At 67.7% G+C, this 22,883-nt stretch carries 21 protein-coding genes and 1 tRNA gene; 5 read left to right on the top strand and 17 right to left on the bottom strand.

Annotation, left to right across the window (positions count from 1 at the left end; translation table 11 throughout):
• Positions 1-6 precede the first annotated feature (6 nt).
• Together hypB and hypA are read right to left on the bottom strand one after the other, a co-directional pair.
• Complete coding sequence (gene hypB / locus ZRA01_RS14685; RefSeq protein WP_141353511.1) at positions 7-993, bottom strand: hydrogenase nickel incorporation protein HypB; 987 nt, start codon at positions 991-993, stop codon at positions 7-9.
• A 12-nt stretch (positions 994-1,005) separates the two neighbouring features.
• Positions 1,006-1,347 (bottom strand): hydrogenase maturation nickel metallochaperone HypA, encoded by a 342-nt coding sequence (gene hypA, locus ZRA01_RS14680; protein WP_141353509.1) that lies wholly within the window; start codon positions 1,345-1,347, stop codon positions 1,006-1,008.
• Positions 1,348-1,658: 311 nt separating this feature from the next.
• Between hypA and ZRA01_RS14675 the strand changes: the two genes are divergently transcribed.
• Positions 1,659-2,798, top strand: a complete 1,140-nt coding sequence (locus ZRA01_RS14675; protein WP_141353507.1) for a hypothetical protein — start codon at positions 1,659-1,661, stop codon at positions 2,796-2,798.
• An 11-nt stretch (positions 2,799-2,809) separates the two neighbouring features.
• Complete coding sequence (locus ZRA01_RS14670) at positions 2,810-3,337, top strand: GNAT family N-acetyltransferase (RefSeq protein WP_141353505.1); 528 nt, start codon at positions 2,810-2,812, stop codon at positions 3,335-3,337.
• A gap of 179 nt (positions 3,338-3,516) precedes the next feature.
• On the opposite strand, the gene ZRA01_RS14665 is transcribed toward ZRA01_RS14670, so the two are convergent.
• The 10 genes from ZRA01_RS14665 to ZRA01_RS14620 all read right to left on the bottom strand — a co-directional run bounded on the left by ZRA01_RS14665 (position 3,517) and on the right by ZRA01_RS14620 (position 13,978).
• Positions 3,517-4,485 (bottom strand): lipid II:glycine glycyltransferase FemX, encoded by a 969-nt coding sequence (locus tag ZRA01_RS14665; protein WP_141353503.1) that lies wholly within the window; start codon positions 4,483-4,485, stop codon positions 3,517-3,519.
• 190 nt (positions 4,486-4,675) lie between these two features.
• A complete protein-coding gene (gene ilvD, locus ZRA01_RS14660) occupies positions 4,676-6,517 on the bottom strand; it encodes a dihydroxy-acid dehydratase (RefSeq protein WP_141353501.1) in 1,842 nt (613 codons plus the stop codon).
• Between the two features lie 106 nt (positions 6,518-6,623).
• Positions 6,624-8,246 (bottom strand): methyl-accepting chemotaxis protein, encoded by a 1,623-nt coding sequence (locus ZRA01_RS14655; protein WP_141353499.1) that lies wholly within the window; start codon positions 8,244-8,246, stop codon positions 6,624-6,626.
• Between the two features lie 112 nt (positions 8,247-8,358).
• The gene (pth, locus tag ZRA01_RS14650; protein WP_141353497.1) at positions 8,359-8,955 is read right to left on the bottom strand and encodes an aminoacyl-tRNA hydrolase; all 597 of its coding nucleotides are present in this window, start codon (positions 8,953-8,955) and stop codon (positions 8,359-8,361) included.
• Between the two features lie 34 nt (positions 8,956-8,989).
• Positions 8,990-9,589, bottom strand: coding sequence for a 50S ribosomal protein L25/general stress protein Ctc (locus ZRA01_RS14645; protein WP_141353495.1), 600 nt, complete (start codon positions 9,587-9,589; stop codon positions 8,990-8,992).
• Positions 9,590-9,679: 90 nt separating this feature from the next.
• Entirely contained in the window at positions 9,680-10,630 is a 951-nt protein-coding gene (locus ZRA01_RS14640; RefSeq protein WP_141353493.1) for a ribose-phosphate pyrophosphokinase, read from the bottom strand.
• Positions 10,631-10,703: 73 nt separating this feature from the next.
• Positions 10,704-10,780: transfer RNA gene (locus ZRA01_RS14635), tRNA-Gln, on the bottom strand.
• Positions 10,781-10,807: 27 nt separating this feature from the next.
• Positions 10,808-11,671 (bottom strand): 4-(cytidine 5'-diphospho)-2-C-methyl-D-erythritol kinase, encoded by an 864-nt coding sequence (gene ispE / locus ZRA01_RS14630; protein ID WP_141353491.1) that lies wholly within the window; start codon positions 11,669-11,671, stop codon positions 10,808-10,810.
• 1 nt (position 11,672) lies between these two features.
• Complete coding sequence (gene lolB / locus ZRA01_RS14625) at positions 11,673-12,245, bottom strand: lipoprotein insertase outer membrane protein LolB (protein WP_170182983.1); 573 nt, start codon at positions 12,243-12,245, stop codon at positions 11,673-11,675.
• Entirely contained in the window at positions 12,242-13,978 is a 1,737-nt protein-coding gene (locus ZRA01_RS14620; RefSeq protein WP_246093685.1) for a tetratricopeptide repeat protein, read from the bottom strand. Before ZRA01_RS14620 ends, lolB begins: the two co-directional genes overlap by 4 nt.
• A 194-nt stretch (positions 13,979-14,172) precedes the next feature.
• Between ZRA01_RS14620 and mutM the strand changes: the two genes are divergently transcribed.
• Positions 14,173-14,982, top strand: a complete 810-nt coding sequence (gene mutM, locus ZRA01_RS14615; RefSeq protein ID WP_141353487.1) for a bifunctional DNA-formamidopyrimidine glycosylase/DNA-(apurinic or apyrimidinic site) lyase — start codon at positions 14,173-14,175, stop codon at positions 14,980-14,982.
• 106 nt (positions 14,983-15,088) lie between these two features.
• Positions 15,089-17,044: a dynamin family protein gene (locus ZRA01_RS14610; RefSeq protein ID WP_141353532.1), complete on the top strand. Its 1,956-nt coding sequence runs from the start codon at positions 15,089-15,091 to the stop codon at positions 17,042-17,044.
• 81 nt (positions 17,045-17,125) lie between these two features.
• On the opposite strand, the gene ZRA01_RS14605 is transcribed toward ZRA01_RS14610, so the two are convergent.
• Genes ZRA01_RS14605 through ZRA01_RS14585 form a run of 5 tightly spaced genes read right to left on the bottom strand, consistent with a single transcriptional unit; the run spans position 17,126 to position 21,196 of the window.
• Positions 17,126-17,377: a YfhL family 4Fe-4S dicluster ferredoxin gene (locus tag ZRA01_RS14605; protein WP_141353486.1), complete on the bottom strand. Its 252-nt coding sequence runs from the start codon at positions 17,375-17,377 to the stop codon at positions 17,126-17,128.
• Between the two features lie 15 nt (positions 17,378-17,392).
• A complete protein-coding gene (gene coaD / locus ZRA01_RS14600) occupies positions 17,393-17,887 on the bottom strand; it encodes a pantetheine-phosphate adenylyltransferase (protein WP_141353485.1) in 495 nt (164 codons plus the stop codon).
• Positions 17,888-17,924: 37 nt separating this feature from the next.
• The gene (gene rsmD / locus ZRA01_RS14595) at positions 17,925-18,458 is read right to left on the bottom strand and encodes a 16S rRNA (guanine(966)-N(2))-methyltransferase RsmD (RefSeq protein WP_141353484.1); all 534 of its coding nucleotides are present in this window, start codon (positions 18,456-18,458) and stop codon (positions 17,925-17,927) included.
• A complete protein-coding gene (locus tag ZRA01_RS14590) occupies positions 18,455-19,804 on the bottom strand; it encodes a M16 family metallopeptidase (protein WP_141353483.1) in 1,350 nt (449 codons plus the stop codon). Before ZRA01_RS14590 ends, rsmD begins: the two co-directional genes overlap by 4 nt.
• A gap of 24 nt (positions 19,805-19,828) precedes the next feature.
• A complete protein-coding gene (locus tag ZRA01_RS14585) occupies positions 19,829-21,196 on the bottom strand; it encodes a M16 family metallopeptidase (protein WP_141353482.1) in 1,368 nt (455 codons plus the stop codon).
• A 161-nt stretch (positions 21,197-21,357) separates the two neighbouring features.
• On the opposite strand from ZRA01_RS14585, the gene ftsY reads away from it, so the two are divergent.
• Positions 21,358-22,470, top strand: a complete 1,113-nt coding sequence (ftsY, locus tag ZRA01_RS14580) for a signal recognition particle-docking protein FtsY (protein ID WP_141353481.1) — start codon at positions 21,358-21,360, stop codon at positions 22,468-22,470.
• Positions 22,471-22,883: the final 413 nt, after the last annotated feature.

The following is a 22,883-nucleotide window of genomic DNA, read 5'->3' as shown; positions in this document are numbered from 1 at the left end:
GGACGCTCACCCTGCCCTGCCGCTGTTGGCGGCGGGCTCGAGGTCAGCCTCCGCAACGGGATCGGCAGCGGCGTCACGCAGCCCCGCCAGCCGCTCGGCCCGGGCGATGCGGGCGGCCTTCCGGCGGGTCAGCAGCCAGTCCAGCCAGGCCTCGAAACCCTCACCGGTGCTGGCTGACAGCGAGATCACTTGAAGGCGCGGGTTGACCCGCAGCGCAAATTCGATGGTCTTGTTCACGTCGAAGTTCAGGTGGGGCAGGAGGTCGATCTTGTTCACCAGCATCAGGCTGGCGGCGGCGAACATGTCGGGGTATTTGAGGGGTTTGTCCTCGCCCTCGGTGACCGACAGCACGACCACCTTGGCCGCCTCGCCCAGGTCGAAGGCCGCCGGGCAGACCAGGTTGCCCACGTTCTCGACGAGCAGCACGCCGCCTTCGGGCGGCGCGAGCCTCTCCATGGCGATCCCGACCATCCGCGCATCCAGATGACAGCCCTTGCCGGTGTTGATCTGCAGCGCCGGAGCGCCGGTGGCACGGATGCGCTCGGCGTCGAAGCTGGTTTGCTGGTCGCCCTCGACGACGCTCACCGGCACCGGCTGGGGCAGGGACTGCAGCGCGGCGATCGTGCGCACCAGCAGGCTGGTCTTGCCGGAGCCGGGGCTGGACACCAGGTTGAGGGCCAGAACGCCCCGCTCGGCGAGCCAGCGGCGGTTGTCGGCGGCGAAGCCATCGTTTTTGGCGAGGATGTCCTGCTCGATCTTCACCATCTGGGCCTGGCTCATGCCCGGCGCGTGGGCGCCCGCCGGGCCATGGCCGAAGTGCAGGCTCCCCTCGCCCGCCTCCCCGCCCGCCGCGTGCGCAGACGCCGGAGGGGCGGCCTCAGCCTGGGCGCGGGTCGCCTGGCGGCGCCCGACCGGCGCCCAACGATAGGCAGGTTTCGCCCCTTCACCTTCGATGCGGGTCTCCCCGCTGCCACAGCCGCACACATTGCACATTTCAAACCGCCTTCACTCGATTTCAAGCTCCTTGACCCGCATCTCGGTGCCGCCGCTCGCCTGCACCTGGTAGCTGCCGCAGCGCGGGCAGGCATCATACAGGGCCGCAATCGGCACCGTCTCGGCGCACCGGGCACACCAGCCGCGCCCCGGCAGGCTGTCGATCTGCAGCACCGCGCCCTCGGCGATGCTGTCTTTCATCACCAGATCAAAGCAGAAGCGCAGGCTGTCGGGCTCGAGGGCGGCGAGCTGGCCGATCTCCAGCACAACCGTTTTCACCTTTCGGAAGCCCTGCCTGCGCCCCGCGTCCTCGACGATCTGGCGGATGCCTTCCGCCAGCGACATTTCGTGCATTACCGGTCTCCACCGCGGTGGCGGCGCAGCCTGCAAGCCGCCCGCCCAACACCTCTTGATGCCACGATACCCTTTTCACGGGTTGAATTGCGAGCCGCCGCACACAGCGCAAAATCGTCCGCTCCCGAACGAAATACACGGACGGACACAATTCGAGCGCCGGAAACGCCTTTGTCATGAGAAAATGCCGGCCGATACGTGCGCTCCAACACGCCATCTGCGTCAAACCCGGTGTGCGGAGCGTATGACTTATTTCGCACCCACCCACAACTTCGCTGAACCCAGGCCCGCGCCTGCTTTATCTTCGCCCCATGAAAGCCCATCTTCCAGCCATCGCCGTCCTGATCGCACTCGCCTCACCCATCCAGGCCCTCAGTGCCGCAGCCGACAACGGCCGCCCCGCTGCGGCAGCACCCGCCAAGCCGAGCGTAGATGACACGGCCCTCACGACCCCGGTCCGGATCAGCCGCTGGGAAGACTCCGGCCTGAAGCCCCAGGTCGCCCAGGAATGGGCGAGTTACGGTTTCAAGCCCCAGGAGGCCGTCGACTGGCTGGGCGCAAGCTTTGCGCCGGTGGTGGCCCGCACCTGGGCCGACAAGGGCTTCGACCCCCAGGAGGCCCGCAACTGGCTGGATTCGGCGCGCAGCACGACCACCCTGATGGCCGACCTCGACCGCTCCGACCCCAGCGAATGGAAGCGCGAAGGCTTCACCCCCGCCGACCGGCTGGCCTGGTGGGAGGCCGGCTTCGCCTTCGAGGACGCGCTGCAACTCGCCCGCAGCGGCATGAGCCCCGCCGAAGCCGCCTGGCACGGCCACGAGAAACTCAAGGAGCTGCGGGCCAAGAGTGCCGCCAAAACAGAGGCCCAACCAGCGGCGGCTCCGGCCCTCAACCCGGAAGCCATCTGGGAGATCATCGCCCCCCACGTCAAGGCCGCAGGACTCGCAGCGCTGGCCTTCTGTGCCGTGCTCGCAGCCTATCTCCTGCGCCGGCGCTCACAAATGCACCGCAAGCGCTCGGCCGACCGGCACAAGGGGCCTGGCGCCCACCACCCCGCACGCCAGGAGCCCGGGGTCGCCGCGCCGATCAGCGAAGCCCCAGCCAGTGCCGCCCCGGAGAGCGTGCCGCCCAGCCAGGACACCGCAGCGAACACCACATCCGTTCCCGATCAGGCTGCACAAAAACGGAGCGGCCGGCCCGCCCGACGCTACGCCCTGATCCGCAGCGCCAACCCCCACTGCATCCACTGCAAGAGCACCAATGTGCGCACCTCGCGCATCCAGCCCCACAAATTTGCCGGGATCAACTTCACCGAATACTTCCGCTGCAAGCACTGCGGAAAACACTTCGCCATCGTCAGCTACACGCCCATCCTGCTGGTGGCGGGCAGCATCATCCTGACGCTGACGGCGCTCACGGTGGGCCTCCTGTACGCGGTGTCGGGCAAGTGAGCAACACGGCCATGAACACCCCAAGGCAATCTGGAGAAGCGCAGCCCCTCGCCATCGCTGCCACCGACTTCGACGACCCCCGCAGCTGCGACGACTTCCTCGCCCTCCTCGACCACTACATGCAGAGCCCGACGGGCAACGGCGAGCCGATGAGCGACGAATTGCGCCAGCGCCTGCCGGCAGAGCTGCGCCGGCGGCCCCAGGTGCTCAGCTACATCGCCTACCGGGTATCCGACACCGGGCAACGCGCGGTCGGGCTGATCAACTGCGTGGAGGGCTTCTCGACCTTCGCCGGCCGGCCGCTGCTCAACGTGCACGACATCGTGGTGCACGAGGATTTCCGCCGCCAGGGCATCGCCCGGGCCCTTCTCGCGCATGTAGAGGCGATGGCTCGCCAGCGGGGCTGCTGCAAGCTGACACTCGAGGTGCTCGAAGGCAACCACGGTGCCCGCCGCGCCTACCTGGATTTCGGCTTCGAGGGCTATCAACTCGACCCCGCCATGGGCCAGGCTCTGTTTTTCGAAAAGAAGCTCGGCTGACGCCCGGCCAGGCGGCCCACCGTCGCAAGAACACGCAGGGCAACCGCGCGCCCTTGCCCGCAGGCAGGGGCTTGTATGCCCAAGCCGTTCCCGGGGCGCTCTCAAGGAAACGCAGGCCACCCCGAGTTTCCTTGCCCCCACGGGGGGGGCGGGCTGGGCTGAGCCCAGCCACGGAGCGCTCAGACAGCCAGCCACTCCTCCATCAGGTGGTATTCATTGCCACGCATGTCCTGCTTGAAACGCCCGTAGCCCTCCGACGAGGAATACCCGCCCAGGTCGAAACGCTCGCAGCCCAGACGGCCCATGGCCTGGGCCGCGTGCCACAGCAGGAAGTTGCCGGCCTTGGCCTGGCGCGCCTCGGGCCCGTACCAGCCCACGAAGTACTCGGCGCTGCGGCCGAAGCGGAAGACGACCATCCCGGCGAGCGGTTCGCCGTTCAGCAGGGCCCGCGCCACGAAGAAGTCGTCCGGCGCCTCACGCTGCAACGCCCGCAGGAAAGTCACCGTCGTCCCGGAAAAACCCTTCTCCTGCATGTGCTCGGCGTGGCGCGCCAGCATCCAGTCCACAGCCTCCGGCGCCGTGGACAGCTCGAAGACGAGGCCGCTCCGCTCCGCCACGTTGAGGTGGTTACGCCAGTTGGCCGCCAGTTGCCTGCGCAGGGCCTCCTCGCCCAAAGTCAGATCGAGCGTCGCCGAGCACCAGCCGGCCACCCCGCGGGTCCGGAAACCCATCGTCCGCAGCCAGGCCCGCAGCGACGCCGACTCCACCAGCCCCGGCGCCATCAGCAGCACACCGCGGCGTCCGAAACGCCAGCGCTGGCGCAAGGCGGCATAAACCGCCCGCCCGTCCGCATCCGACGGACGGACCGCCATGAACTGGGGCCCGCGGTTGATCCGGGCCGCCACCGGCAAACCGAGCAGACGCTTGACCAGGACCTGACAGATGGCCAGCGGCCGGCCGTGCTGTTCGAACACCAGCCGCTCCACACCCCAGCCCTCCGCCGCCTTGGCCTCGCCATAGACCCAGGCCTGCACCATGTGTGGCATCGGCAGCTGGCGGTAGAGACGCTCCCACTCGGCACGCACCACGATCTCACGGACGAGGCACGCCGGACCGTAGGCGGGGGAGGAGACGAGGGCAGATGTCATGATCGGTCGAACCTGTGATGATGAATGCGATGCTAGCGGATGACAGGCCTGCCCGGAATGGAGTCACGCTCGGTGCGCAAAGCCCCCTTCGAGAACCCCTGATCGCCTTCCAGGAGGAACAATTCAACAAATACAATAAAAAAAGAGCCTAACTCACGTTAGGCTCTTGATACTACAAAATCCGACAAATTCAGGATTGAATTTGTGTGACATCCCTCACGGCGCCGGTGTCTGCACTGGTCGTCAGCGCCGCGTAGGCCTGCAGGGCCGCCGACACATGACGCACCCGGTTGGCGGGCTTCCAGCCGCGGGCGTTCTGGGCTTCACGACGACTCGCCAGGTCGGCTTCGCTCACCGCCAGGTGAATGCGGCGGTTGGGGATGTCGATCTCGATGACGTCGCCCTCCTCCACCAGGCCGATCGCGCCGCCACAGGCCGCCTCGGGGGAGGCATGGCCGATGGAGAGGCCCGAGGTGCCGCCGGAGAAGCGCCCGTCGGTCAGGAGCGCACAGGCCTTGCCGAGGCCCTTCGACTTCAGGTAGCTGGTCGGGTAGAGCATTTCCTGCATGCCCGGGCCGCCCTTCGGCCCTTCGTAGCGGATCACCACCACGTCGCCGGCGACGATCTGATCGTCGAGGATGCCGGCGACGGCGTCTTCCTGGCTCTCGAAGACACGGGCGCGGCCGGTGAATTTCCAGATGGACTCATCGACACCGGCGGTCTTCACGATGCAGCCCTTCTCGGCGATGTTGCCGTACAGCACGGCGAGGCCACCGTCCTGGCTGAAGGCGTTGGCCTTGTCACGGATCACGCCGTGGCTGCGGTCCATGTCGAGCTCGTTCCAGCGGCGGTCCTGGCTGAAGGCGACCTGGGTCGGCACGCCGCCCGGGCCCGCCTTGTAGAAACTGAACACGCCCGCATCGTGGGCCTGCATGACGTCCCAGGTGGCCAGGGCTTCGGCCATGGTCTTGCTATGGACGGTGGGCAGGTCGGTATGCAGCAGACCGGCGCGGGCGAGTTCGCCCAGGATCGCCATGATGCCGCCGGCGCGGTGAACGTCCTCGATATGCACGTCGGCCACCGCCGGCGCCACCTTGCACAGGCAGGGCACCTGGCGGGAGATACGGTCGATGTCCTGCATCTTGAAGTCGACACCGGCCTCCTTGGCCGCGGCCAGCAGGTGCAGCACGGTGTTGGTCGAGCCGCCCATCGCCACGTCGAGGCTGATGGCGTTCTCGAAGGCCTTGTAGCTGGCGATGGAGCGCGGCAGCACCGACTCGTCGTCGTGCTCGTAGTAGCGGCGGGCCAGATCGACGATGCGCCGGCCGGCTTCCTTGAAGAGGCGCTCCCGGTCGACGTGGGTGGCCACCACGGTGCCGTTGCCCGGCAGCGACAGGCCGAGGGCCTCGGTGAGGCAGTTCATCGAGTTGGCGGTGAACATGCCGGAGCAGGAGCCGCAGGTCGGGCAGGCGGAGCGCTCGATGGCGTTCACCTCTTCGTCGGAGCAGCTGCTGTCGGCGGCCTTGACCATCGCGTCGACGAGGTCGAGGGAGATCACCTTGGACTCCCACTTCACCTTGCCGGCCTCCATCGGGCCACCGGAAACAAAGATCGCCGGAATGTTGAGGCGCAGCGCGGCCATCAGCATGCCCGGGGTGATCTTGTCGCAGTTGGAGATGCACACCATCGCGTCGGCGGTGTGGCCGTTGCACATGTACTCGACGCTGTCGGCGATCAGGTCGCGGCTGGGCAGCGAATACAACATGCCGCCATGGCCCATCGCGATGCCGTCGTCGATGGCGATGGTGTTGAACTCCTTGGCCACGCCACCGGCTGCTTCGATCTCGCGGGCGACCAGCTGGCCGAGATCCTTGAGGTGCACGTGGCCGGGCACGAACTGGGTGAAGCTGTTCACCACGGCAATGATCGGCTTTTCGAAATCGCCGTCCTTCATGCCGGTGGCTCGCCACAGGGCGCGGGCGCCGGCCATGTTGCGACCGGCGGTGGAGGTGCGGGAACGGTACTGGGGCATCTGGGGGGCTCCGTCTTGTAGCAAATGGGCTGTTGCCAATTTTGTATTTTAGCCCCGGAACCCCGCGCTGACGCCACGAGATACGGAACTTGCCGTCGAAAAGCCGTCAGACGCGGAAACGGGACACCGCCTGCTGAAGCTCGACGGCCAGCCTTTCCATCTCGCGGGCGGCATCGGCCGTCGTCTCGACGGCGGCGTTGTTGTCGCGGGCCATCTCGGCGATCGCCTCAATCCCTGCCGCCACCTCGGCGCTGGCGGTGCGCTGCTGTTCGGTCGCCTCGGCAATCTCGTCGAGGCCATGGCCCACCGCCACAACCGACTCGTTGGCCGCCGCGATGGCCGTCGACACCATCGCGACCGCAGCCCGGCTGGACTCCAGATGTTCGAGGCCGGCGTGGACCGCCTCGCGCACGGCCACCGACTGCCGTGACAGACTGGTGGTGACGCTGTCGATGTCGCCCGCCGAGCGGGCCGACTTTTCGGCCAGCTTGCGTACCTCGTCGGCAACCACCGCGAAGCCGCGCCCCTGCTCGCCGGCGCGGGCCGCCTCGATGGCCGCGTTGAGCGCCAGCAGATTGGTCTGCTCGGCGATCTCGCGAACCTCCTGGGTCATCGTGGTGATCGAGGTCGAGGAGTCGACGAAGTGCTCGACCGAGTCGGCCATTTGCCGCACGGCGGCCTCCGCCTGATCCACCTCGGCAACCAGGCGGACCAGGGTCTGGGCGCCCTCGCCGGAGCGGCGCAGGCTCTCCTGGGAGCGCCCATGCACGCGCTCGGCGCTCGCGGCGACGCTGGCGATACCCTCCGCGACGTTCTCGACGGCCGCGGCGACCTGCCCGGAATGTTCGTTCTGGCGCCGCGAGCCGTCGGCGACCTGGACCGCCCCGCTCGACAACTGACGCGCCGAACTCGTGACCTGCCCGGCCGACTCACCGACCTGGCGGACCAGCTGTGCAATCGTGGCGAGCATCGCGTTGAAGGTGGCCGCGGTCTGGCCGATCTCGTCGCGCCCTGCCACCTGAAGGCGCCGGGTGAGATCACCCTCACCCTTGGCGATCTCGGCGAGGCTGGCGTTCATCTCGGTGAGCGGCCCCACGACAAAACGCCGCACGAAAAACACCACGAAGGCGATCAGCGGCAGCGACACCACCAACGCGCTCACGATGCTCTTCCACATGAAGGTGTCGACAGCGGCGTTCACCTTGTCGAGGGACACCTTCATGCTCACCAGCCCCAGCGGCGTCCCCGCCGGAACCTGATGGCAGGCGATGCAGTTCTTGCCCAGGTAATTCTCGGACGCCAGCGCCGGCATGACGACGCGCAGATACTCGCCGGCTACCGGATCGCGCTCGACCCGCAGCACCTCGGCGCGCCTCTCGAGAGCCTCCCGCTCGTCGGCGTCGAGCTGCGGGATCGGCCGGTTGCCCGGGCCATACTGGCGGCTGACGCCCTCACCGCGGATCACTTCGAGGTCCTTGATGACAGACAGCTGCTTGATCTGATCGAGGAACACCTCCCGCTGCCCGACCGTGCCGGTGATCATCATGCCGGTGAGGCCCGCCATGGTCATCTCATGGATGCTGCGGGCGAAATCCTGCGCCTGGTCGATGGCCGTTTCACGATTGACGCGGGTCTCCCACACGATCATGCCGCCCCAGGCGAACAGGAGCATCAACCAGATCGCACCGGTCAGGCGCAGGGAAATAGGCGTATCGGCGAGTTTGCGCATGCAATTCTTCCTTGGTTCAGGCGATGCCCTCGACAGGGGCCCGCAATGACTGAGCCTGTTTACGGCCTAGGCCAAAGGCCTCTGAACTGCAAGGAAGTAAATTAATGCGCGCTCAGGCGCCAGGTTTGGCGGCCGGGCGGGTGTTGAGGCGCTGAGTGGCAGCGTTCCAGTCGCCCTTGGCGAGGGTCGGCCACACGGCGAGGGCGCGATCGATGGACTCGTCGATCAAGTCAAACTCCTCACGCCGGGGAGGCTTGAGGACGAAATTGACCACTTCGTTGCGATCACCCGGGTGGCCGATGCCGACCCGCAGACGCCAGAAATCCTGGGTGCCCAGGTGGGCGGTGATGTCCTTGAGGCCGTTGTGGCCACCGAGGCCACCGCCGAACTTGAGGCGCAACTGGCCAGGGGGGATGTCGAGCTCGTCATGCACGACGAGGATCTCGGCCGGTGTAATCCGGTAGAAACGCGCCAGCGCGGCCACCGACTGGCCGGAGCGGTTCATGAAGGTCTGCGGCATCAGCAGCCACACGCCCTCGCTGCGGGCGTTGGCTGCCAGGCCGTGAAAGCGGGCCTCGCGGCTGAAGGAAACCCCCAGCTCGCGCGCCAGGCGCTCACAAAACCAAAACCCGGCGTTGTGCCGGGTTTGGGCGTACTCGTCGCCGGGATTGCCGAGGCCGACGATGAGCTTCGGTGCAGGCTGGCTCATCGTGCGTTCGACCTCGTCAATACCCGCCGCGGGATCAGGCTGCCGGAGTTTCTTCGGCGGCTTCGTCACCACCGCGAATAGCCAGGATGGTGGCCACGACCGGGTCTTCACCGTGGGCCAGGACCTTCACGCCAGCCGGCAGGGTCAGATTGGAGACGTGGATGGACGCGCCGGACTTGAGATCCTTCAGGTCGACCTCGATGAACTCCGGCAGGGCGCCCGGCAGGCACTCGACGGTCAGTTCGGTGTAGGGGTGGGACACCATGCCGCCTTCGAGCTTGACGCCCGGAGCGATGTCGGCGTTGATGAAGTGCAGCGGCACCTTCACGTGGATCTTGTGGGTGGCGTCGACGCGCTGGAAGTCGAGGTGCAGCACTTGCTGCTTGTACGGGTGCCACTGGGTGTCCTTCAGGATCACGGCCTGGGTGGCGCCGTCGAGCACCATGCTCAGCACGGACGAGTGGAAGGCTTCATTGCGCAGGGCGTGGTAGATCTCGTTGTGATCGACCTCGACCTGTTGGGGGGCGGCACCGCCGCCGAAGACGATGGCGGGAACACTGCCGGCGCGACGCAGGCGGCGGCTCGCACTCGAACCCTGGACGTCACGCGCTTTGGCGTTGAATTTGATGGTCATGCTTGATACTCCAGATTTAAACCCCGTCCGCGACCAGACAAGGCGTGAAAAAAGCCGGCGGGCACCCCCACCGGCTCGAAACTTGACGGCTTACTCGCAAAACAGCGAGCTGACCGATTCTTCGTTGCTGATCCGCAGCATCGTGTCGGCCAGCAGTGCGGCGATCGACACGGAGCGGATGCGACTGCAGGCCCGGGCCTCGTCGGACAGCGGGATGGTGTCGGTGACAACCAGCTCGTCGAGGTCGGATTCGTTGATGCGGGAGATCGCCGGGCCGGACAGCACCGCGTGGGTGCAGTAGGCCATCACGCGCTTGGCGCCGTTTTCCTTGAGCGCCTGGGCGGCTTTGCAAAGGGTGCCGGCGGTATCGACGATGTCGTCCATGATCACGCAGGTGCGGCCTTCGACCTCACCGATGATGTTCATCACCTCGGACACGTTGGCCTTGGGACGACGCTTGTCGATGATGGCCAGGTCGCACTCGAGGCGCTTCGCGAACGCACGGGCACGCACCACACCGCCCACGTCCGGCGAGACGACCATCAGGTTCTCGTACTTCTGCTTTTCCAGGTGATCCAGCAGCACCGGGGCTGCGTAGATGTTGTCAACCGGAATGTCGAAGAAACCCTGGATCTGGTCGGCGTGGAGGTCAACCGTGAGGACACGCTGCACGCCGGCGGCCTGGAGCATGTTGGCGACCAGCTTGGCGGTGATCGGCACACGGGCCGAACGGGGCCGCCGATCCTGGCGTGCATAGCCGAAATACGGAATCGCTGCGGTGATGCGGCCAGCGGAAGCCCGCTTCAGCGCATCCACCATGATCAGCAATTCCATGATGTTGTCGTTGGTGGGAACGCAGGTCGGCTGAAGGACGAAGACGTCCTTGCCGCGTACGTTCTCCAGGAGTTCGACATTGACTTCACCGTCGGAGAAACGCCCCACTGTGGCGGAACCCAGAGACATCCCCAGACGCCGCACAACATCTGCGGCCAGTTTGGGGTTGGCGTTGCCGGTGAAAACCATCAGGCTGCCCGAAGCCATGATCACCTCTCGTTACTGCGCTGAAGAACGTTTAAAGCAAAAACGGGCAGGTTTTTGACCTGCCCGCTCGGTTTGGCTGGGGAAGAAGGATTCGAACCTTCGAATGCCGGAATCAAAATCCGGTGCCTTGACCAACTTGGCGACTCCCCAAGAAATCGTTTTCACCCTGCACACAAACTAGTCGGCAACCCAATCCTTCAGCGGATGCCTGTCCAGCCCTCGAGCCACCCAGACCTTCCACCCCAACGGGACACTTGCCGCCACCTGCCGCGCCTGCCCTTCCGTATCGAAAGGAGCAAACAAACAGGCGCCTGATCCACTCATCCTGGCATCGCCATACTGCGACAACCACTCGAGCGACTCAGCCACTTCCGGATACTTCACACAGACAACTGCCTGCATGTCGTTTCGTGTTTTGTGTGCTGCGAAGCCCTGCATTATTAGGATTTCAGTATCGCGTGTCAACTCTTTTGCCGAAAATATTTCAGCGGTCGGCACCGAGACCGGCGGCGCGACCACCACGTACCAGGCCGGCGGCACCGCGAGCGGGCGAAGGGCCTCACCGACGCCCTCGGCAAAGGCCGTCTCGCCGAAGATGAAAAACGGCACGTCGGCCCCCAGCTTCAGGCCGAGATCCTGCAAGGCCTGGCGCGACAGGCCGCAGCCCCACAAGCGGTTGAGGGCCAGCAGCACACTGGCCGCATCCGAGCTTCCGCCCCCCAGCCCGCCACCCATCGGAATCCGCTTGAGAACCCCGATGTCGGCGCCGAAGCGGCTGCCGCTCGCTGCCTGCAGCGCCCGCGCCGCACGCACCACGAGGTCGGACTCGGCAGGCACGCCGGGGACGTCGGAGGTGCGCAGGATCAGGCCGTCATCGCGCCGCTGCAGGGTGATCTCGTCGCCCCAGTCGAGCATCCGGAAGGCCGTCTGCAGAAGGTGATAGCCGTCCGGACGGCGCCCGACGATGTGCAGGAAGAGGTTGATCTTGGCCGGCGCGGGCACGCACAGGGGCTGCGCCGGGTCGAGGTCGGGGAGCGTCATGTCAGGGGTTCCAGCTGTCGACGATGAGGCGCAGGCGGGTGTCGCCGCGCTGCACGTCGATCTTGCGCGGCGGCGAGTCCGGGGCCTCGCCGGCGTATTCGAGGTAATCGATGATCCAGCCCTGGTCGACCAGCTGCAGCGGGCGCCCCAGGGGGTCGAGGCTGCGGACCTGCGCCGTCGCGGCAGGCCGGGCCGTGACCCAGCGCGGCAGCGCATCGAAGGGCGCGCTCACGCCCAGCAGGGACTCGGCGAGCTCGCTGGCGGAGGCCGCCTCCGAGCGGCTGCCATCGGAGAGCAGCATGCGCGCGCCGCCAGCGTCGGCCTCGATGCGCGCTAGGCCCTGCCCCAGCGGACCGGTGAACAGCCACTCGTCCCGCGCCGGGCCGTGCTGCCAGTCGATGCCGACCGCTGCGCTGCGCTCGCCGTCGCGCACCTGCAGCCGGCCTTCGAGGCCGAACTGCGTGAGCGGAGGGAGGGCGCGCAGCACGGGAGCGGGCGCCGGCACCGCCGCCGGGGTGGCGCAGCCGACAAGGCCCGCCACGGCAAGCGCCAGGGCCAGGAGCGCGGGCTTCAAGGCTTGAACTTCTTGATGACGTCGGCGAGCACGGCGTTGTCCGGGCTGGCCTTGGCCGCGTCCTTCCAGACGCGGGCGGCCTCGTCACGCCGGCCAAGCATCCACAGGACTTCGCCCAGGTGGGCGGCGATCTCCGGGTCGGCACGCAGGCCGAAGGCCTTCTGCAGCTGCTCCAGCGCCCCGCCCAGATCGCCGCGCCGGTAAAGCACCCAGCCCAGGCTGTCGATGATGAAAGGGTCGCCGGGGGTAAGCGCCAGGCCCTTGCGGACGAGCGCCTCAGCCTCGTCGAGGCGCAGCTTGCGGTCGGCCAGGGAGTAACCCAGTGCGTTGTAGGCGTGGGCGTGATCGGGCTTGAGGGCGATGAGCTTGCGCAGGCGCCCCTCCATCGCCTCGAGGCGCCCCACCCGCTCGGCCATCAGCGCAGATTCATACAACAGCTCGGGGTTCTCCGGCTCGGCGCGCAGTGCCTCGTCGAGCACATCGAAGGCGTCCTGGTTGCGATTGCCATCGCGCAGCAGCTGGGATTCGAGGAGCGCGTACTGGGCCCGCTCGGCCGGCGTCTCGCGGGCCGCCGCCTGCAGATGCTGGCGAGCCTCGGCCATCTTCCCACCCGCGGCGAGCAGCTGGGCGATGCGCCCCTGGGCCGCCACATACTGGCCGCCCGGGGCGACGGCCTTGTACCAGGCAATGGCGTCGTCGGGCCGTTTAGCCTGGTCGGCGATCTGCCCGAGGTACATGCGCAGGGTGTCGGGCTCGGGGTGGCCAAGCTCGAGGAGGCGCTTGAAATGCTTCTCGGCCAACGCCCAGTCGCCCTGCTGCATGGAGAGCAGCGCCACCGCATGAAGCACGTCGCGGTCGTCCGGCGTGCGCTGAAGGAGGAGCTCGAACTGCTCGCGGGCCGTCCCGAACTGGCGTCCGGCCACCAGCAGGCGCGCCAGCGTGAGCCGCGGCTCGCGGGCATCGGGGTGCGCCGCGAGGTAATCGCGCAGGATGCCGACCCCCGCGCCCGGGTTTTGCTCCTGCTGCAGCTGGGCGCGCAGGATGACGGCCTGCTCCCAGTCGGGGCGGATGGCCAGAGCGCCGGCGATGGCTGTCGAGGCGCCCTCAGGGTCGCCCGCCACGTAAGCGGCGTTGGCCCGGGCGAAATGGGCCTCCGCGCGGTCGAGGTAGGGCTCGGTGAGCTGATTCACGAGGCGGCGGATGAGCGCCTTGTCGGGAATCCGCGCCAGACCGCGGTTGAGGCCGAGCAACGCGGTGTCGATCCGCTCGCCCTGGGTGGCCAGCGCCTTCGCCAGCTGCGCCTGCAGCTCGTCGATGCGCGCCGCGCTGGTCATGGCACCGGCGGTGAGCTGCTGGGCGCGCTCGGAGCCCGGATCGAGCTCCAGCCACAGCCGCGCAGCCTCGGTGACCAGGTCGGCCTGACGCGCGAACACGGACAGCTCGGCGGCGCGCCGGGCGAGGCGGGCATCACGGGTGCGCCGGGCCAGATCGAGGTAGGACTGGGCTGCCAGCGCAACCTGGCCGCGGGCACCGGCGACCTCGGCAAGCATCAGCTGGTAGATGATTTGCGGCGTCAGCTCCTGGACCGGATAGGCGGGCTCAGCCGGGCCGGGAGCTGCTGCGGCCTCCGGCGCCGGCTCGGCCTGGGCCTGGGCCGGGCCGTGGAGCCCTGCAGCGAGAAACAGCGATGCAAACAGGCGGGCCGGGCGCATGCGGCGGAAATCAGGTTTCATGGAGATCGGTTCTGACAAGGCAATCGGCTCACGGGGCACACCCACGCCAGCTCGCAGTGCGACGTCCAGCCGGGGCACCGCGTTGGATCACACCGCTACAATAGGGTTCGCTTGATGTTAGGCGCTTTCCGAAAACCCGGCAAGCAAGCCTCTTTTTGCCCGTTTTTGCCCCTTTCACCCCGAACTGCCCGCCCATGCCCGAACTTCCCGAAGTCGAAACCACCCGCCGCGGCATCGCCCCCGAGCTCACCGGCCTGCGTGCCACCGGCGTCGTAATCCGCAACGGCAGGCTGCGCCACCCGATTCCGCCCGACCTCGAGGCGACGCTCGCCGGCCAGCGCCTGGAGGCTGTCGAGCGACGCGCCAAATACTTATTATTCCGTTTCGAAAACGGCAGCCTGCTGGTGCACCTGGGGATGTCGGGCAGCCTGCGCATCGTGGCGGCCGGGCTCGCGCCCGAAAAACACGACCACCTGGACATCACCTTCGGCCCGCGGGCCCTGCGCCTGCGCGACCCGCGGCGCTTCGGGCTGGTACTGTGGCAGCCCGGCGACACGCCGCATCCGCTGCTCGCCCAGCTGGGCATCGAGCCGCTGTCCGACGGCTTCGACGGCCGCTGGCTGCATCAGGCCAGTCGCGGGCGCCGGATACCAGTCAAGCTGTTCCTGATGGACGCCGCCCAGGTGGTGGGCATCGGCAACATCTACGCCTCCGAGAGCCTGTTCCGCGCAGGCATCGACCCGACCCTGCCGGTTGGCGAACTGGGCCCGCGCCGCTGCGCCCGCCTCGCCACCTGCATCCGCGAAACCCTCACGGATGCCCTCGCGGCCGGCGGCAGCACCCTGCGCGACTTCGTCGGCAGCAACGGCTCGCCGGGCTATTTTCAGCAGCAGTATTTCGTGTACGGACGCGACGGCGAGCCCTGCCGCCAGTGCGCCACACCGATCCGGAAACGCATCATGGGGCAGCGGGCCACCTTTTTTTGCGCCCGCTGTCAGCACTAAAGCGATTCCGGTCGGGCGCGATCCCGTTTATGCTATCAATATCTGTGACTTAGGCTGCCTGCGGTAGCGCCCCCAGCCAGGAATGAAGCCCGTGAAAGACGCACACATGCTCGCTGAACATTTCTCCGCCTACACCCAGTGGCGCGGAGACGTCGCCTCGGGGATCGGGGAGTTGCGCAAGTGGCTGCAACAGAACGAGATCGGCGATGCCCAGTCCGACCTGCGGCTGCAGTACCTGCTCGACCGCCTGCGCGAGGACAAGCTCATCGTGGCCTTCGTGGCCGAGTTCTCGCGGGGCAAGTCCGAGCTGATCAACGCCGTGTTCTTTGCCGGCTACGGCAACCGCATCCTGCCCTCCAGCGCGGGCCGCACCACCATGTGCCCCACCGAGCTGCAATGGAAGGAAGGCGACAAGCCCGAGATCCGCCTGCTACCCATCGAGAGCCGCAAGACCAACGCCAGCATCACCGAGCTCAAGCGCTACGCCGACGAATGGCAGATCCGCCCCCTCGACACCAGCTCGGCCGAGAGCCTCCAGCAGGCCCTCGCCCAGGTCGGCGAGACGCGCATGGCCAGCCTCACCGAGGCCGAGGAGCTGGGCTTCCCGATCGATGACACCGGCGACCACGGCATTCGCCCGGACGCCGAAGGGCGGGTCGAGATCCCCCTGTGGCGCCACGCGGTCATCCAGTTCCCGCATCCGCTCCTCGAGCAGGGCCTCGTCATCCTCGACACCCCGGGCCTCAACGCCATCGGCGCCGAGCCCGAGCTCACCCTCAACCTGCTGCCCAACGCCCACGCGGTACTGTTCATCCTGGCCGCCGACACCGGCGTCACCCAGAGCGACTTGGCGGTGTGGCGCGAGCACGTCAATGCCGGCCGCCGCCAGCGCGGGCGCATCGTCGCCCTCAACAAGATCGACGGCCTGTGGGACGGCCTGCGCAGCGAGGCCGACATCGAGCGCGAGATCGCCGGCCAGGTGGCCAGCGTCGCCGCCACCCTCGAGATCGACCCGGCCCAGGTGTACCCCGTGTCGGCCCAGAAGGGCCTGGTCGCCAAGGTCAATGACGACGCCGAGCTGCTCGATCGCAGCCGCCTCGTCAGGCTCGAGCAGGCGCTGTCCACCGAGCTCCTGCCCACCAAGCGCGACATCGTGCGCGACAACACCTACGGCGACGTAACCGACATCGTCAACCGCTCCCGCGAGCTCCTCAACGCCCGCCTCAGCGGCCTGCGCGAGCAGCTCCAGGAGCTCACCGACCTGCGCGGCAAGAACGAGAACGTCATCGAATACATGATGCGCAAGGTGCGCTCCGAGAAAGACGAGTTCGAGCAGGGCCTGCAGAAGTACTACGCGGTGCGCAGCGTGTTCTCCAACCTGTCCAACAACCTGTTCGGCCACCTCGGCCTAGACGCCCTGCGCGACGAGACCCGTCGCACCCGCGAGGCGATGCTCGACGCGGCCTTCTCCCGCGGGCTGCGCGAGGCCATGAAGGGCTTCTTCCAGCACCTTCGCGGCAACCTGCGCAAATCGACCGACGAAATCGGCGAAATCTCCAAGATGCTCGACGCCATGTACAAGCGCTTCACCGTCGAGCACGGCCTCAAGCTGGCCGCCCCCACCGCCTTCTCGACCCTGCGCTACGAGAAGGAGATCGAGCGCCTCGAGGAGGCCTTCAACAGCCAGTTCAACACCGTGCTGACCATCGTCACCACCGAGAAGCACACCCTCACCCAGAAGTTCTTCGAGACCGTCGCGGTGCAGGCCCGGCGCACCTTCGAGGTCGCCAACCGGGACGCCGAGCAGTGGCTGCGGGCGGTGATGGCGCCCCTCGAGACCCAGGTCCGCGAATATCAGCTCCAGCTGAAGCGCCGCCTCGAGAGCGTGAAGCGCATCCACCAGGCCACCGACACCCTCGAAGACCGGGTGCGCGAGTTGCAGCAAACCGAAGAGCAGCTCGTCACCCAGCTCAAGGAGATCGACGCCCTGGCCGACCGCATCGACCAGGCGCTCGGCATGCCCACCGGCAAGGCCCCGCGCCGCTCCGTGCTGGCCGCCTGACAGCGCCGCCGCCACAAAAACACAAGGCCGGCGCACCCGAGGGTGCAGCCGGCCTTTTTACTGGCGCGAGGCGCCGGGGGCTTACTTTTCGGCGGTCAGCTTCAGGAACTTCTCCATCAGCTCGTCCTTGTTTTCCGGGTGGTTCGGGTCGAAGGGGATGCAATCGACCGGGCAGACCTGCTGGCACTGGGGCTCGTCGAAGTGGCCGACGCACTCGGTGCACTTGTTCGGATCGATGATGTAGATCTCGTCACCCTGGGAAATGGCGCCATTCGGGCATTCCGGCTCGCAGACGTCGCAGTTGATGCACTCGTCGGTAATCATCAAGGCCATTTTGTTGCTTCCTCGTCACTCTTGCTGGTTGTTGATCTTCAGACGCAGCCGCTCGTTGACGCTCGGCTGCACAAACTTGCTCACATCCCCGCCCAGTCTGGCGATCTCGCGCACCATGGTGGCGGAGATGAACATGAACTCTTCGGCGGGGGTGAGGAACACCGTTTCGACATCCGGGTAAAGCTTGCGGTTCATCCCGGCCATCTGGAACTCGTACTCGAAGTCCGACACGGCGCGCAGGCCGCGCAGGATCACGCGCGCATTATTCTGGCGGAGAAACTCCATCAGCAGACAGGAAAAACCTTGCACTTCGACGTTGGGATAAGGCGCCAGCACCTCGCGGGCGATGTCGACCCGCTCGTCCATCGTGAAGATCGGCCCCTTGCCGCCGCTGGTGGCGACGCCTACGACGATCTTGTCGAAGAGCCGCGACGCGCGCCGGACCAGGTCTTCATGCCCCCGGGTGAATGGGTCGAATGTGCCCGGATATACCGCGATGCCGTCCCTCATCGTGCTGCCCTTCCCTGTCGGCGCCCAGACGTGGCAATCAGGCTTTTGCAAAGAGGCTGTAATACACCTGCCCCGCACGGCCCTGCTTGACCCGCGTCAATCGCTCAATGTTTTCGATTTCGTGTTCCGCTTCCACATAGACCACCCCGTCTTCGGTGAGGAGGCCGGGCAGCAACGGCGCCATCTGCTCGACCCAACCCGCCCGGTAGGGCGGATCAAGAAAGACCACGTCGTGGGACGGGCCTGCCGAACGCGCGAATTTTAGCGCATCGCCCCGCACAAGCTGTACACGCGCCGCTTGAAGGGTTTTTGCATTGCCCTGCAGGGCGGCGAAGGCGACGGCGTCCTGCTCGACCATCGTCACCTTGTCGGCCCCGCGGGAGGCGGCCTCGAAGCCCAGCGCGCCGCTGCCGGCGAAGAGATCGAGGCAGCTCTTGCCGCGGAGATCCTGGCCCAGCCAGTTGAACAGCGTCTCGCGCACCCGGTCGGGGGTCGGGCGCAGGCCTTTGACCGTGCTGACGTCGATCAAACGCGAGCGCCACTCACCGCCGACGATGCGGATGCGGCTCAAGGCGCGCTCCCGTTGCGCGGCGCAGCCTTGTCGCCGTCACCGCCGACGACCACCGTCACCAGGTGCTGCGGCGACACATGGCGCCGGAAGGCGTCGCGGATCTGCTGGGCGCTCACCGCGCGCACCTTGTCGCGCCAGGTGTCGAGATAATCGAGTGGCAGGCCGAAGCTGCCGATCGCCGCCACCTGCTCGAGCATCTTGCGGTTGGAGTCGAGGCGCAGCGCGAAGCCGTTGATCAGGTTGTCCTTGGCCGCCTGCAGTTCAGCCTCGGTCGGGCCCTTGGCGAGGAACTCGTCGAGGGTCGCCGCCACCACGCGCAGGGCGTCGTCGGCCTGGCTGCCCTTGGTCTGCAGGCCGATCTGGAAGGGCCCCACGTCGCGCTGGGGCGCGAAGTAGCTGTAAACACTGTAGGCGTAGCCGCGCTGCTCGCGCACCTGGCTGGTCAGGCGCGACACGAAGCCGCCACCACCGAGGATGTAGTTGCCCACCAGCAGCGGGAAGAAGTCCGGGTCGCCGCGGCGGATGCCCGGCTGGCCGACCGCGATGTGGGCCTGGGCCGCCGGGTGCGGCACGCGGATCGTCTGGCGCGCCGGCAGCGTGGTGTTGGTGCTGGCTGGCAGCGCCTCGCCGGCCGGCAGCCCGGCGGTGAGGCGGGTGGCGATGGCCTCGGCTTCGGCCCGGGACAGGTCGCCGACGATGCTCACCGTCGCGCCTCGCGCGGTGTAATAACGGGCATGGAAGGCCACCAGCTCGCCCCGCGTGAGGCTCTCTACGCTGGCAACGGTGGGCAGCCGGCCGTAGGCGTGATCCGGGAAGACCGCCGCCGCGAAGCGCCGGGCCAGGATCGCGTCGGGCTGGGTTTCGGATTCACGGATGCCGGCGATGCTGCGCGCCTTCTCGCGCTCGAGCGCGGCCTGGGGGAAGCGCGGCTGCTGGATCAGGGTGGCGACGAGCTCGACTGCGCCGTCGCGCTCGGCCGGGCTGCTCAGGGTGCGCAGGCTGAGGGAGGCACGGTCCATGTCGGCGCCACCACCGAGCTGGGCGCCGAGGTCGGCCACCCGGTTGGCGATCGCCTCCTCGTCGAGGGTGCCGGCGCCGGCGTCGAGGAGACGGCGGGTCAGCCCGGCCAGGCCGGCCTTGTCGGCGGGCACCTCGGTGCCGGCCGCGCGGAAGTCGACCTGCACGTCGACGATGGGCAGCGCACGGCTTTCGACGAAGAAGACCTTGCTGCCGGAGGGCGTGGTCCAGTTCTGGATCGCCAGCCCGGCGTGGGCAGACAGGGCCGAGAGGGTCAGCGCCAGGGCCAGGCCGAGGCGCGCGAAACGGGGGTGGGTAGCAGTGGGCATCGTGATCTCGGGTTCGGCAGCGGGTCAGTGGCGGTGGGGCGCGGCAGCACGCTCCCGGGCCTGCGGGTCGACGGGCAGCGGGTCGAGGCGGGCGACGGTGAGGGCTTCGTCGCTGAAGTACTTCTTGGCGACGGCCTGCACCTCGGCGGGAGTCACGGCGCGGATACGCTCCAGCATGTAGGCGTCGTCCTTCCACGACAGGCCGACCATCTCGTCCATGCCGATCTCCATCGCCTGCCCCATCAGCGAGTCGCGCTTGTACACCTGGCCGGCCACCGCCTGGGCCTTGACGCGGCGCAGCTCGTCCTCGGAGACGCCGTCGCTCTGGATGCGGGTGATCTCGGCGCGCAGTGCGGCCTCGACGTCGGCGACGGTCTTGCCCTCGGCCGGCGCGCCATCGACGATGAACAGCGACTCGCCCCGGGCGGAGCCGTCGTAGCCGGCACCGGCCGTCACCGCGACGCGGCTGCCGCGCACGATGTTTTTGGCGAAGCGGGCGCCGTCGTAGCCGTCGAGCACCGCGGCGAGCACCTGCAGGGCGTAGAAGTCGCCGTCGGCCTTCACGTCACGCAGGGTGGGCACGCGCCATGCCATCGCCACGTAGGGCAGCTCGGCCGGCGCCTTGACCAGGGTGCTGCGGGGCCCCCGCTGGGCGGGCTCGACGAGGGGCTTGCGGGCCGGCAGCGCCCGGGCCTTGACGGCGCCGTAGGTGCGCGCCGCCTCGCGGAAGACCGCCTGGTGATCCACGTCGCCGACCACCACCAGGGTCGCGTTGTTAGGCACGTACCAGCGCGTGTACCAGTCGCGGGCATCGCTGGCGGTCATGTTCTCGAGGTCGCTCATCCAGCCGATGATGGGGCGGCGGTAGGGATGGGCCTGGAAGGCGGTGGCCATCAGCTGCTCGATCACCAGCGAACGGGCCTTGTCGTCGGTACGCAGGCGGCGCTCCTCCTTGACCACCTCGATCTCTTTCTTGAAGGCCTCGTCGCTCACCTGCAGGTGCGCCATGCGGTCGGCCTCGAGGGCCATCATCGCAGGCAGCGCCTCCTTGGGGACCTGCTGGAAGTAGGCCGTATAGTCGTAGCTGGTGAAGGCATTGTCGCGCCCGCCAGCGGCGCTCACGCGCTTGTTGAACTCTCCGGGGCCGACCTTTCTGGTGCCCTTGAACATCATGTGCTCAAGGAGGTGAGCCACGCCGGAGGTGCCGTCCACCTCGTCCATCGCGCCGACCTTGTACCACACCATGTGCACCACCGAGGGCGCCCGGCGGTCTTCCTTGACGATCAGCTTCATCCCGTTGGGCAGCGCGCTCTCGAAGGGGTTGGCCAAGGCCGGGGCGGCGACTGCGGACAGGGCGAGCACGGAGGCGGCGATGCGAAAACTGCGTTTCATCATAGGCTCTTGAGGCATCTGGTAAAATTCGAATGTTATGGCCACCGGCCGGCACGTGGCGCGGCATCATAGCGGCATTCCGGCGGGCCGGCCAAGCTGGCCTGACGGGCATGATCTCCCGCAGCCCGCCCCCATAGACCCACACTCTGACCCGGCACCTCATGTTTGGTTTCCTGAAGAAATCCCTCAAGGGAGGCGGCACGCCCGCCCCTGAACCCGCCGCCCCCAACACCCCGGCCGCTCCCGAAGCGGCACCGGAGACCCTGGTGGCGCCCCCCACTGCGCCCGCCCGCCCGGCTCCAGCGGCCGCGCCGACCGCTGCCGCCGAGCCCGACAAGAAACGCTCCTGGATGGACCGCCTGCGGGCCGGCCTGTCGCGCACCCGCGATCAGATCGGCGGCGGGCTCTCCAGTCTGTTCTCCCGGCGCAAGATCGACGAGGAGCTCCTCGAAGAGCTCGAGACCACCCTACTGATGGCCGACTGTGGCGTCGAGGCCACCGGCCATCTGCTCAAGGAGCTGCGCCTGCGCTGGAAGCGCGACAAGCTCGAGACCGCCGACCAGCTCCAGGGTGCGCTGGCCGAGGGCCTGCTGTCCATCCTCCAGCCCCTCGAGCAGCCCCTCGAGATCAGCGGCCACAAGCCCTACATCATCATGATCGCGGGCGTTAACGGTTCGGGCAAGACGACCTCCATCGGCAAGCTCGCCAAGCACTTCCAGAACCAGGGCAAGAGCGTGCTGCTGGCCGCCGGCGACACCTTCCGCGCCGCCGCCCGCGAGCAGCTGATGACCTGGGGCGAGCGCAACGGCGTGGCCGTCATCGCCCAGGAGTCCGGCGACCCGGCGGCGGTGGTGTTCGACGCCATCAACGCCGCCCGCGCCCGCAACATCGACATCGTGCTGGCCGACACCGCCGGCCGCCTGCCCACCCAGCTGCACCTCATGGAAGAAATCGCCAAGGTGCGCCGCGTGGTGCAGAAGGCCGAGCCCAGCGGCCCCCACGAGGTGCTGCTGGTGCTGGACGCAAACATCGGCCAGAACGCGCTGCAGCAGGTCAAGGCCTTCGACGCCGCCATCGGCGTCACCGGCCTGGTGGTCACCAAGCTCGACGGCACCGCCAAGGGCGGCGTGGTGGCGGCGATCGCCCGCCAGTGCCCAAAGCCGTTGCGCTTCATCGGCGTCGGCGAGCAGATCGACGACCTGCAGACCTTCCGCGCCAAGGAGTTCGTCGACGCGCTGTTCGGCGCCCCGGGCAAGGACGGCCAGGCGGGCTGAGCCCAGCGGCAGAGGAGGCGACACCTGTCGCACCTCGCCCCGTCGGTCGGCCGCCGGGGCGGGCTTGTCAGCCTCCAAGGGCTACGAGTTACCCTCGGAAGGTAAATGCTTGGCTTCCGAAGCCTCGGCCCTGCCTATCCGCCCAGAAGTGGGAAGTGTCAGGTTCATGCGCCCTTCCGCTGCCCCTTGGCCTACCGAAGTTCGAGGCCGGCGCAGCTTGAGCCCCGGGGACGGCGGGGCCGCAGCGACAGCAAATACCCCAGACACAACGCCACAAACAAAACGGCCGCCGGAGGCATCTGCCCCGGCGGCCGTTTCAATTCCAACCCGAAAAAACTCAGGCCTGGATCAGGCGGTCGAGATCGGCCACGATCCGCTCTGCGGCCTTGCCGTCCCACAGCGCCGGGCGGCGA

Origin of the sequence: Zoogloea ramigera, from assembly GCF_006539865.1 — a bacterium.
Taxonomy (GTDB): Bacteria; Pseudomonadota; Gammaproteobacteria; order Burkholderiales; family Rhodocyclaceae; genus Zoogloea; species Zoogloea ramigera.
The sequence above is the reverse complement of the archived record's forward strand: the minus strand, read 5'-3'. Positions and strand labels throughout refer to the sequence as shown.

What these genes read in the sequence shown, in the direction of transcription:
- hypB (WP_141353511.1), bottom strand. Translation starts at nt 993, where the DNA reads ATGTGCAATGTGTGCGGCTGTGGCAGCGGGGAGACCCGCATCGAAGGT.
- hypA (WP_141353509.1), bottom strand. Translation starts at nt 1,347, where the DNA reads ATGCACGAAATGTCGCTGGCGGAAGGCATCCGCCAGATCGTCGAGGAC.
- ZRA01_RS14675 (WP_141353507.1), top strand. Translation starts at nt 1,659, where the DNA reads ATGAAAGCCCATCTTCCAGCCATCGCCGTCCTGATCGCACTCGCCTCA.
- ZRA01_RS14670 (WP_141353505.1), top strand. Translation starts at nt 2,810, where the DNA reads ATGAACACCCCAAGGCAATCTGGAGAAGCGCAGCCCCTCGCCATCGCT.
- ZRA01_RS14665 (WP_141353503.1), bottom strand. Translation starts at nt 4,485, where the DNA reads ATGACATCTGCCCTCGTCTCCTCCCCCGCCTACGGTCCGGCGTGCCTC.
- ilvD (WP_141353501.1), bottom strand. Translation starts at nt 6,517, where the DNA reads ATGCCCCAGTACCGTTCCCGCACCTCCACCGCCGGTCGCAACATGGCC.
- ZRA01_RS14655 (WP_141353499.1), bottom strand. Translation starts at nt 8,246, where the DNA reads ATGCGCAAACTCGCCGATACGCCTATTTCCCTGCGCCTGACCGGTGCG.
- pth (WP_141353497.1), bottom strand. Translation starts at nt 8,955, where the DNA reads ATGAGCCAGCCTGCACCGAAGCTCATCGTCGGCCTCGGCAATCCCGGC.
- ZRA01_RS14645 (WP_141353495.1), bottom strand. Translation starts at nt 9,589, where the DNA reads ATGACCATCAAATTCAACGCCAAAGCGCGTGACGTCCAGGGTTCGAGT.
- ZRA01_RS14640 (WP_141353493.1), bottom strand. Translation starts at nt 10,630, where the DNA reads ATGGCTTCGGGCAGCCTGATGGTTTTCACCGGCAACGCCAACCCCAAA.
- ispE (WP_141353491.1), bottom strand. Translation starts at nt 11,671, where the DNA reads ATGACGCTCCCCGACCTCGACCCGGCGCAGCCCCTGTGCGTGCCCGCG.
- ZRA01_RS14620 (WP_246093685.1), bottom strand. Translation starts at nt 13,978, where the DNA reads ATGAAACCTGATTTCCGCCGCATGCGCCCGGCCCGCCTGTTTGCATCG.
- mutM (WP_141353487.1), top strand. Translation starts at nt 14,173, where the DNA reads ATGCCCGAACTTCCCGAAGTCGAAACCACCCGCCGCGGCATCGCCCCC.
- ZRA01_RS14610 (WP_141353532.1), top strand. Translation starts at nt 15,089, where the DNA reads ATGCTCGCTGAACATTTCTCCGCCTACACCCAGTGGCGCGGAGACGTC.
- ZRA01_RS14605 (WP_141353486.1), bottom strand. Translation starts at nt 17,377, where the DNA reads ATGGCCTTGATGATTACCGACGAGTGCATCAACTGCGACGTCTGCGAG.
- coaD (WP_141353485.1), bottom strand. Translation starts at nt 17,887, where the DNA reads ATGAGGGACGGCATCGCGGTATATCCGGGCACATTCGACCCATTCACC.
- ZRA01_RS14590 (WP_141353483.1), bottom strand. Translation starts at nt 19,804, where the DNA reads ATGCCCACTGCTACCCACCCCCGTTTCGCGCGCCTCGGCCTGGCCCTG.
- ZRA01_RS14585 (WP_141353482.1), bottom strand. Translation starts at nt 21,196, where the DNA reads ATGAAACGCAGTTTTCGCATCGCCGCCTCCGTGCTCGCCCTGTCCGCA.
- ftsY (WP_141353481.1), top strand. Translation starts at nt 21,358, where the DNA reads ATGTTTGGTTTCCTGAAGAAATCCCTCAAGGGAGGCGGCACGCCCGCC.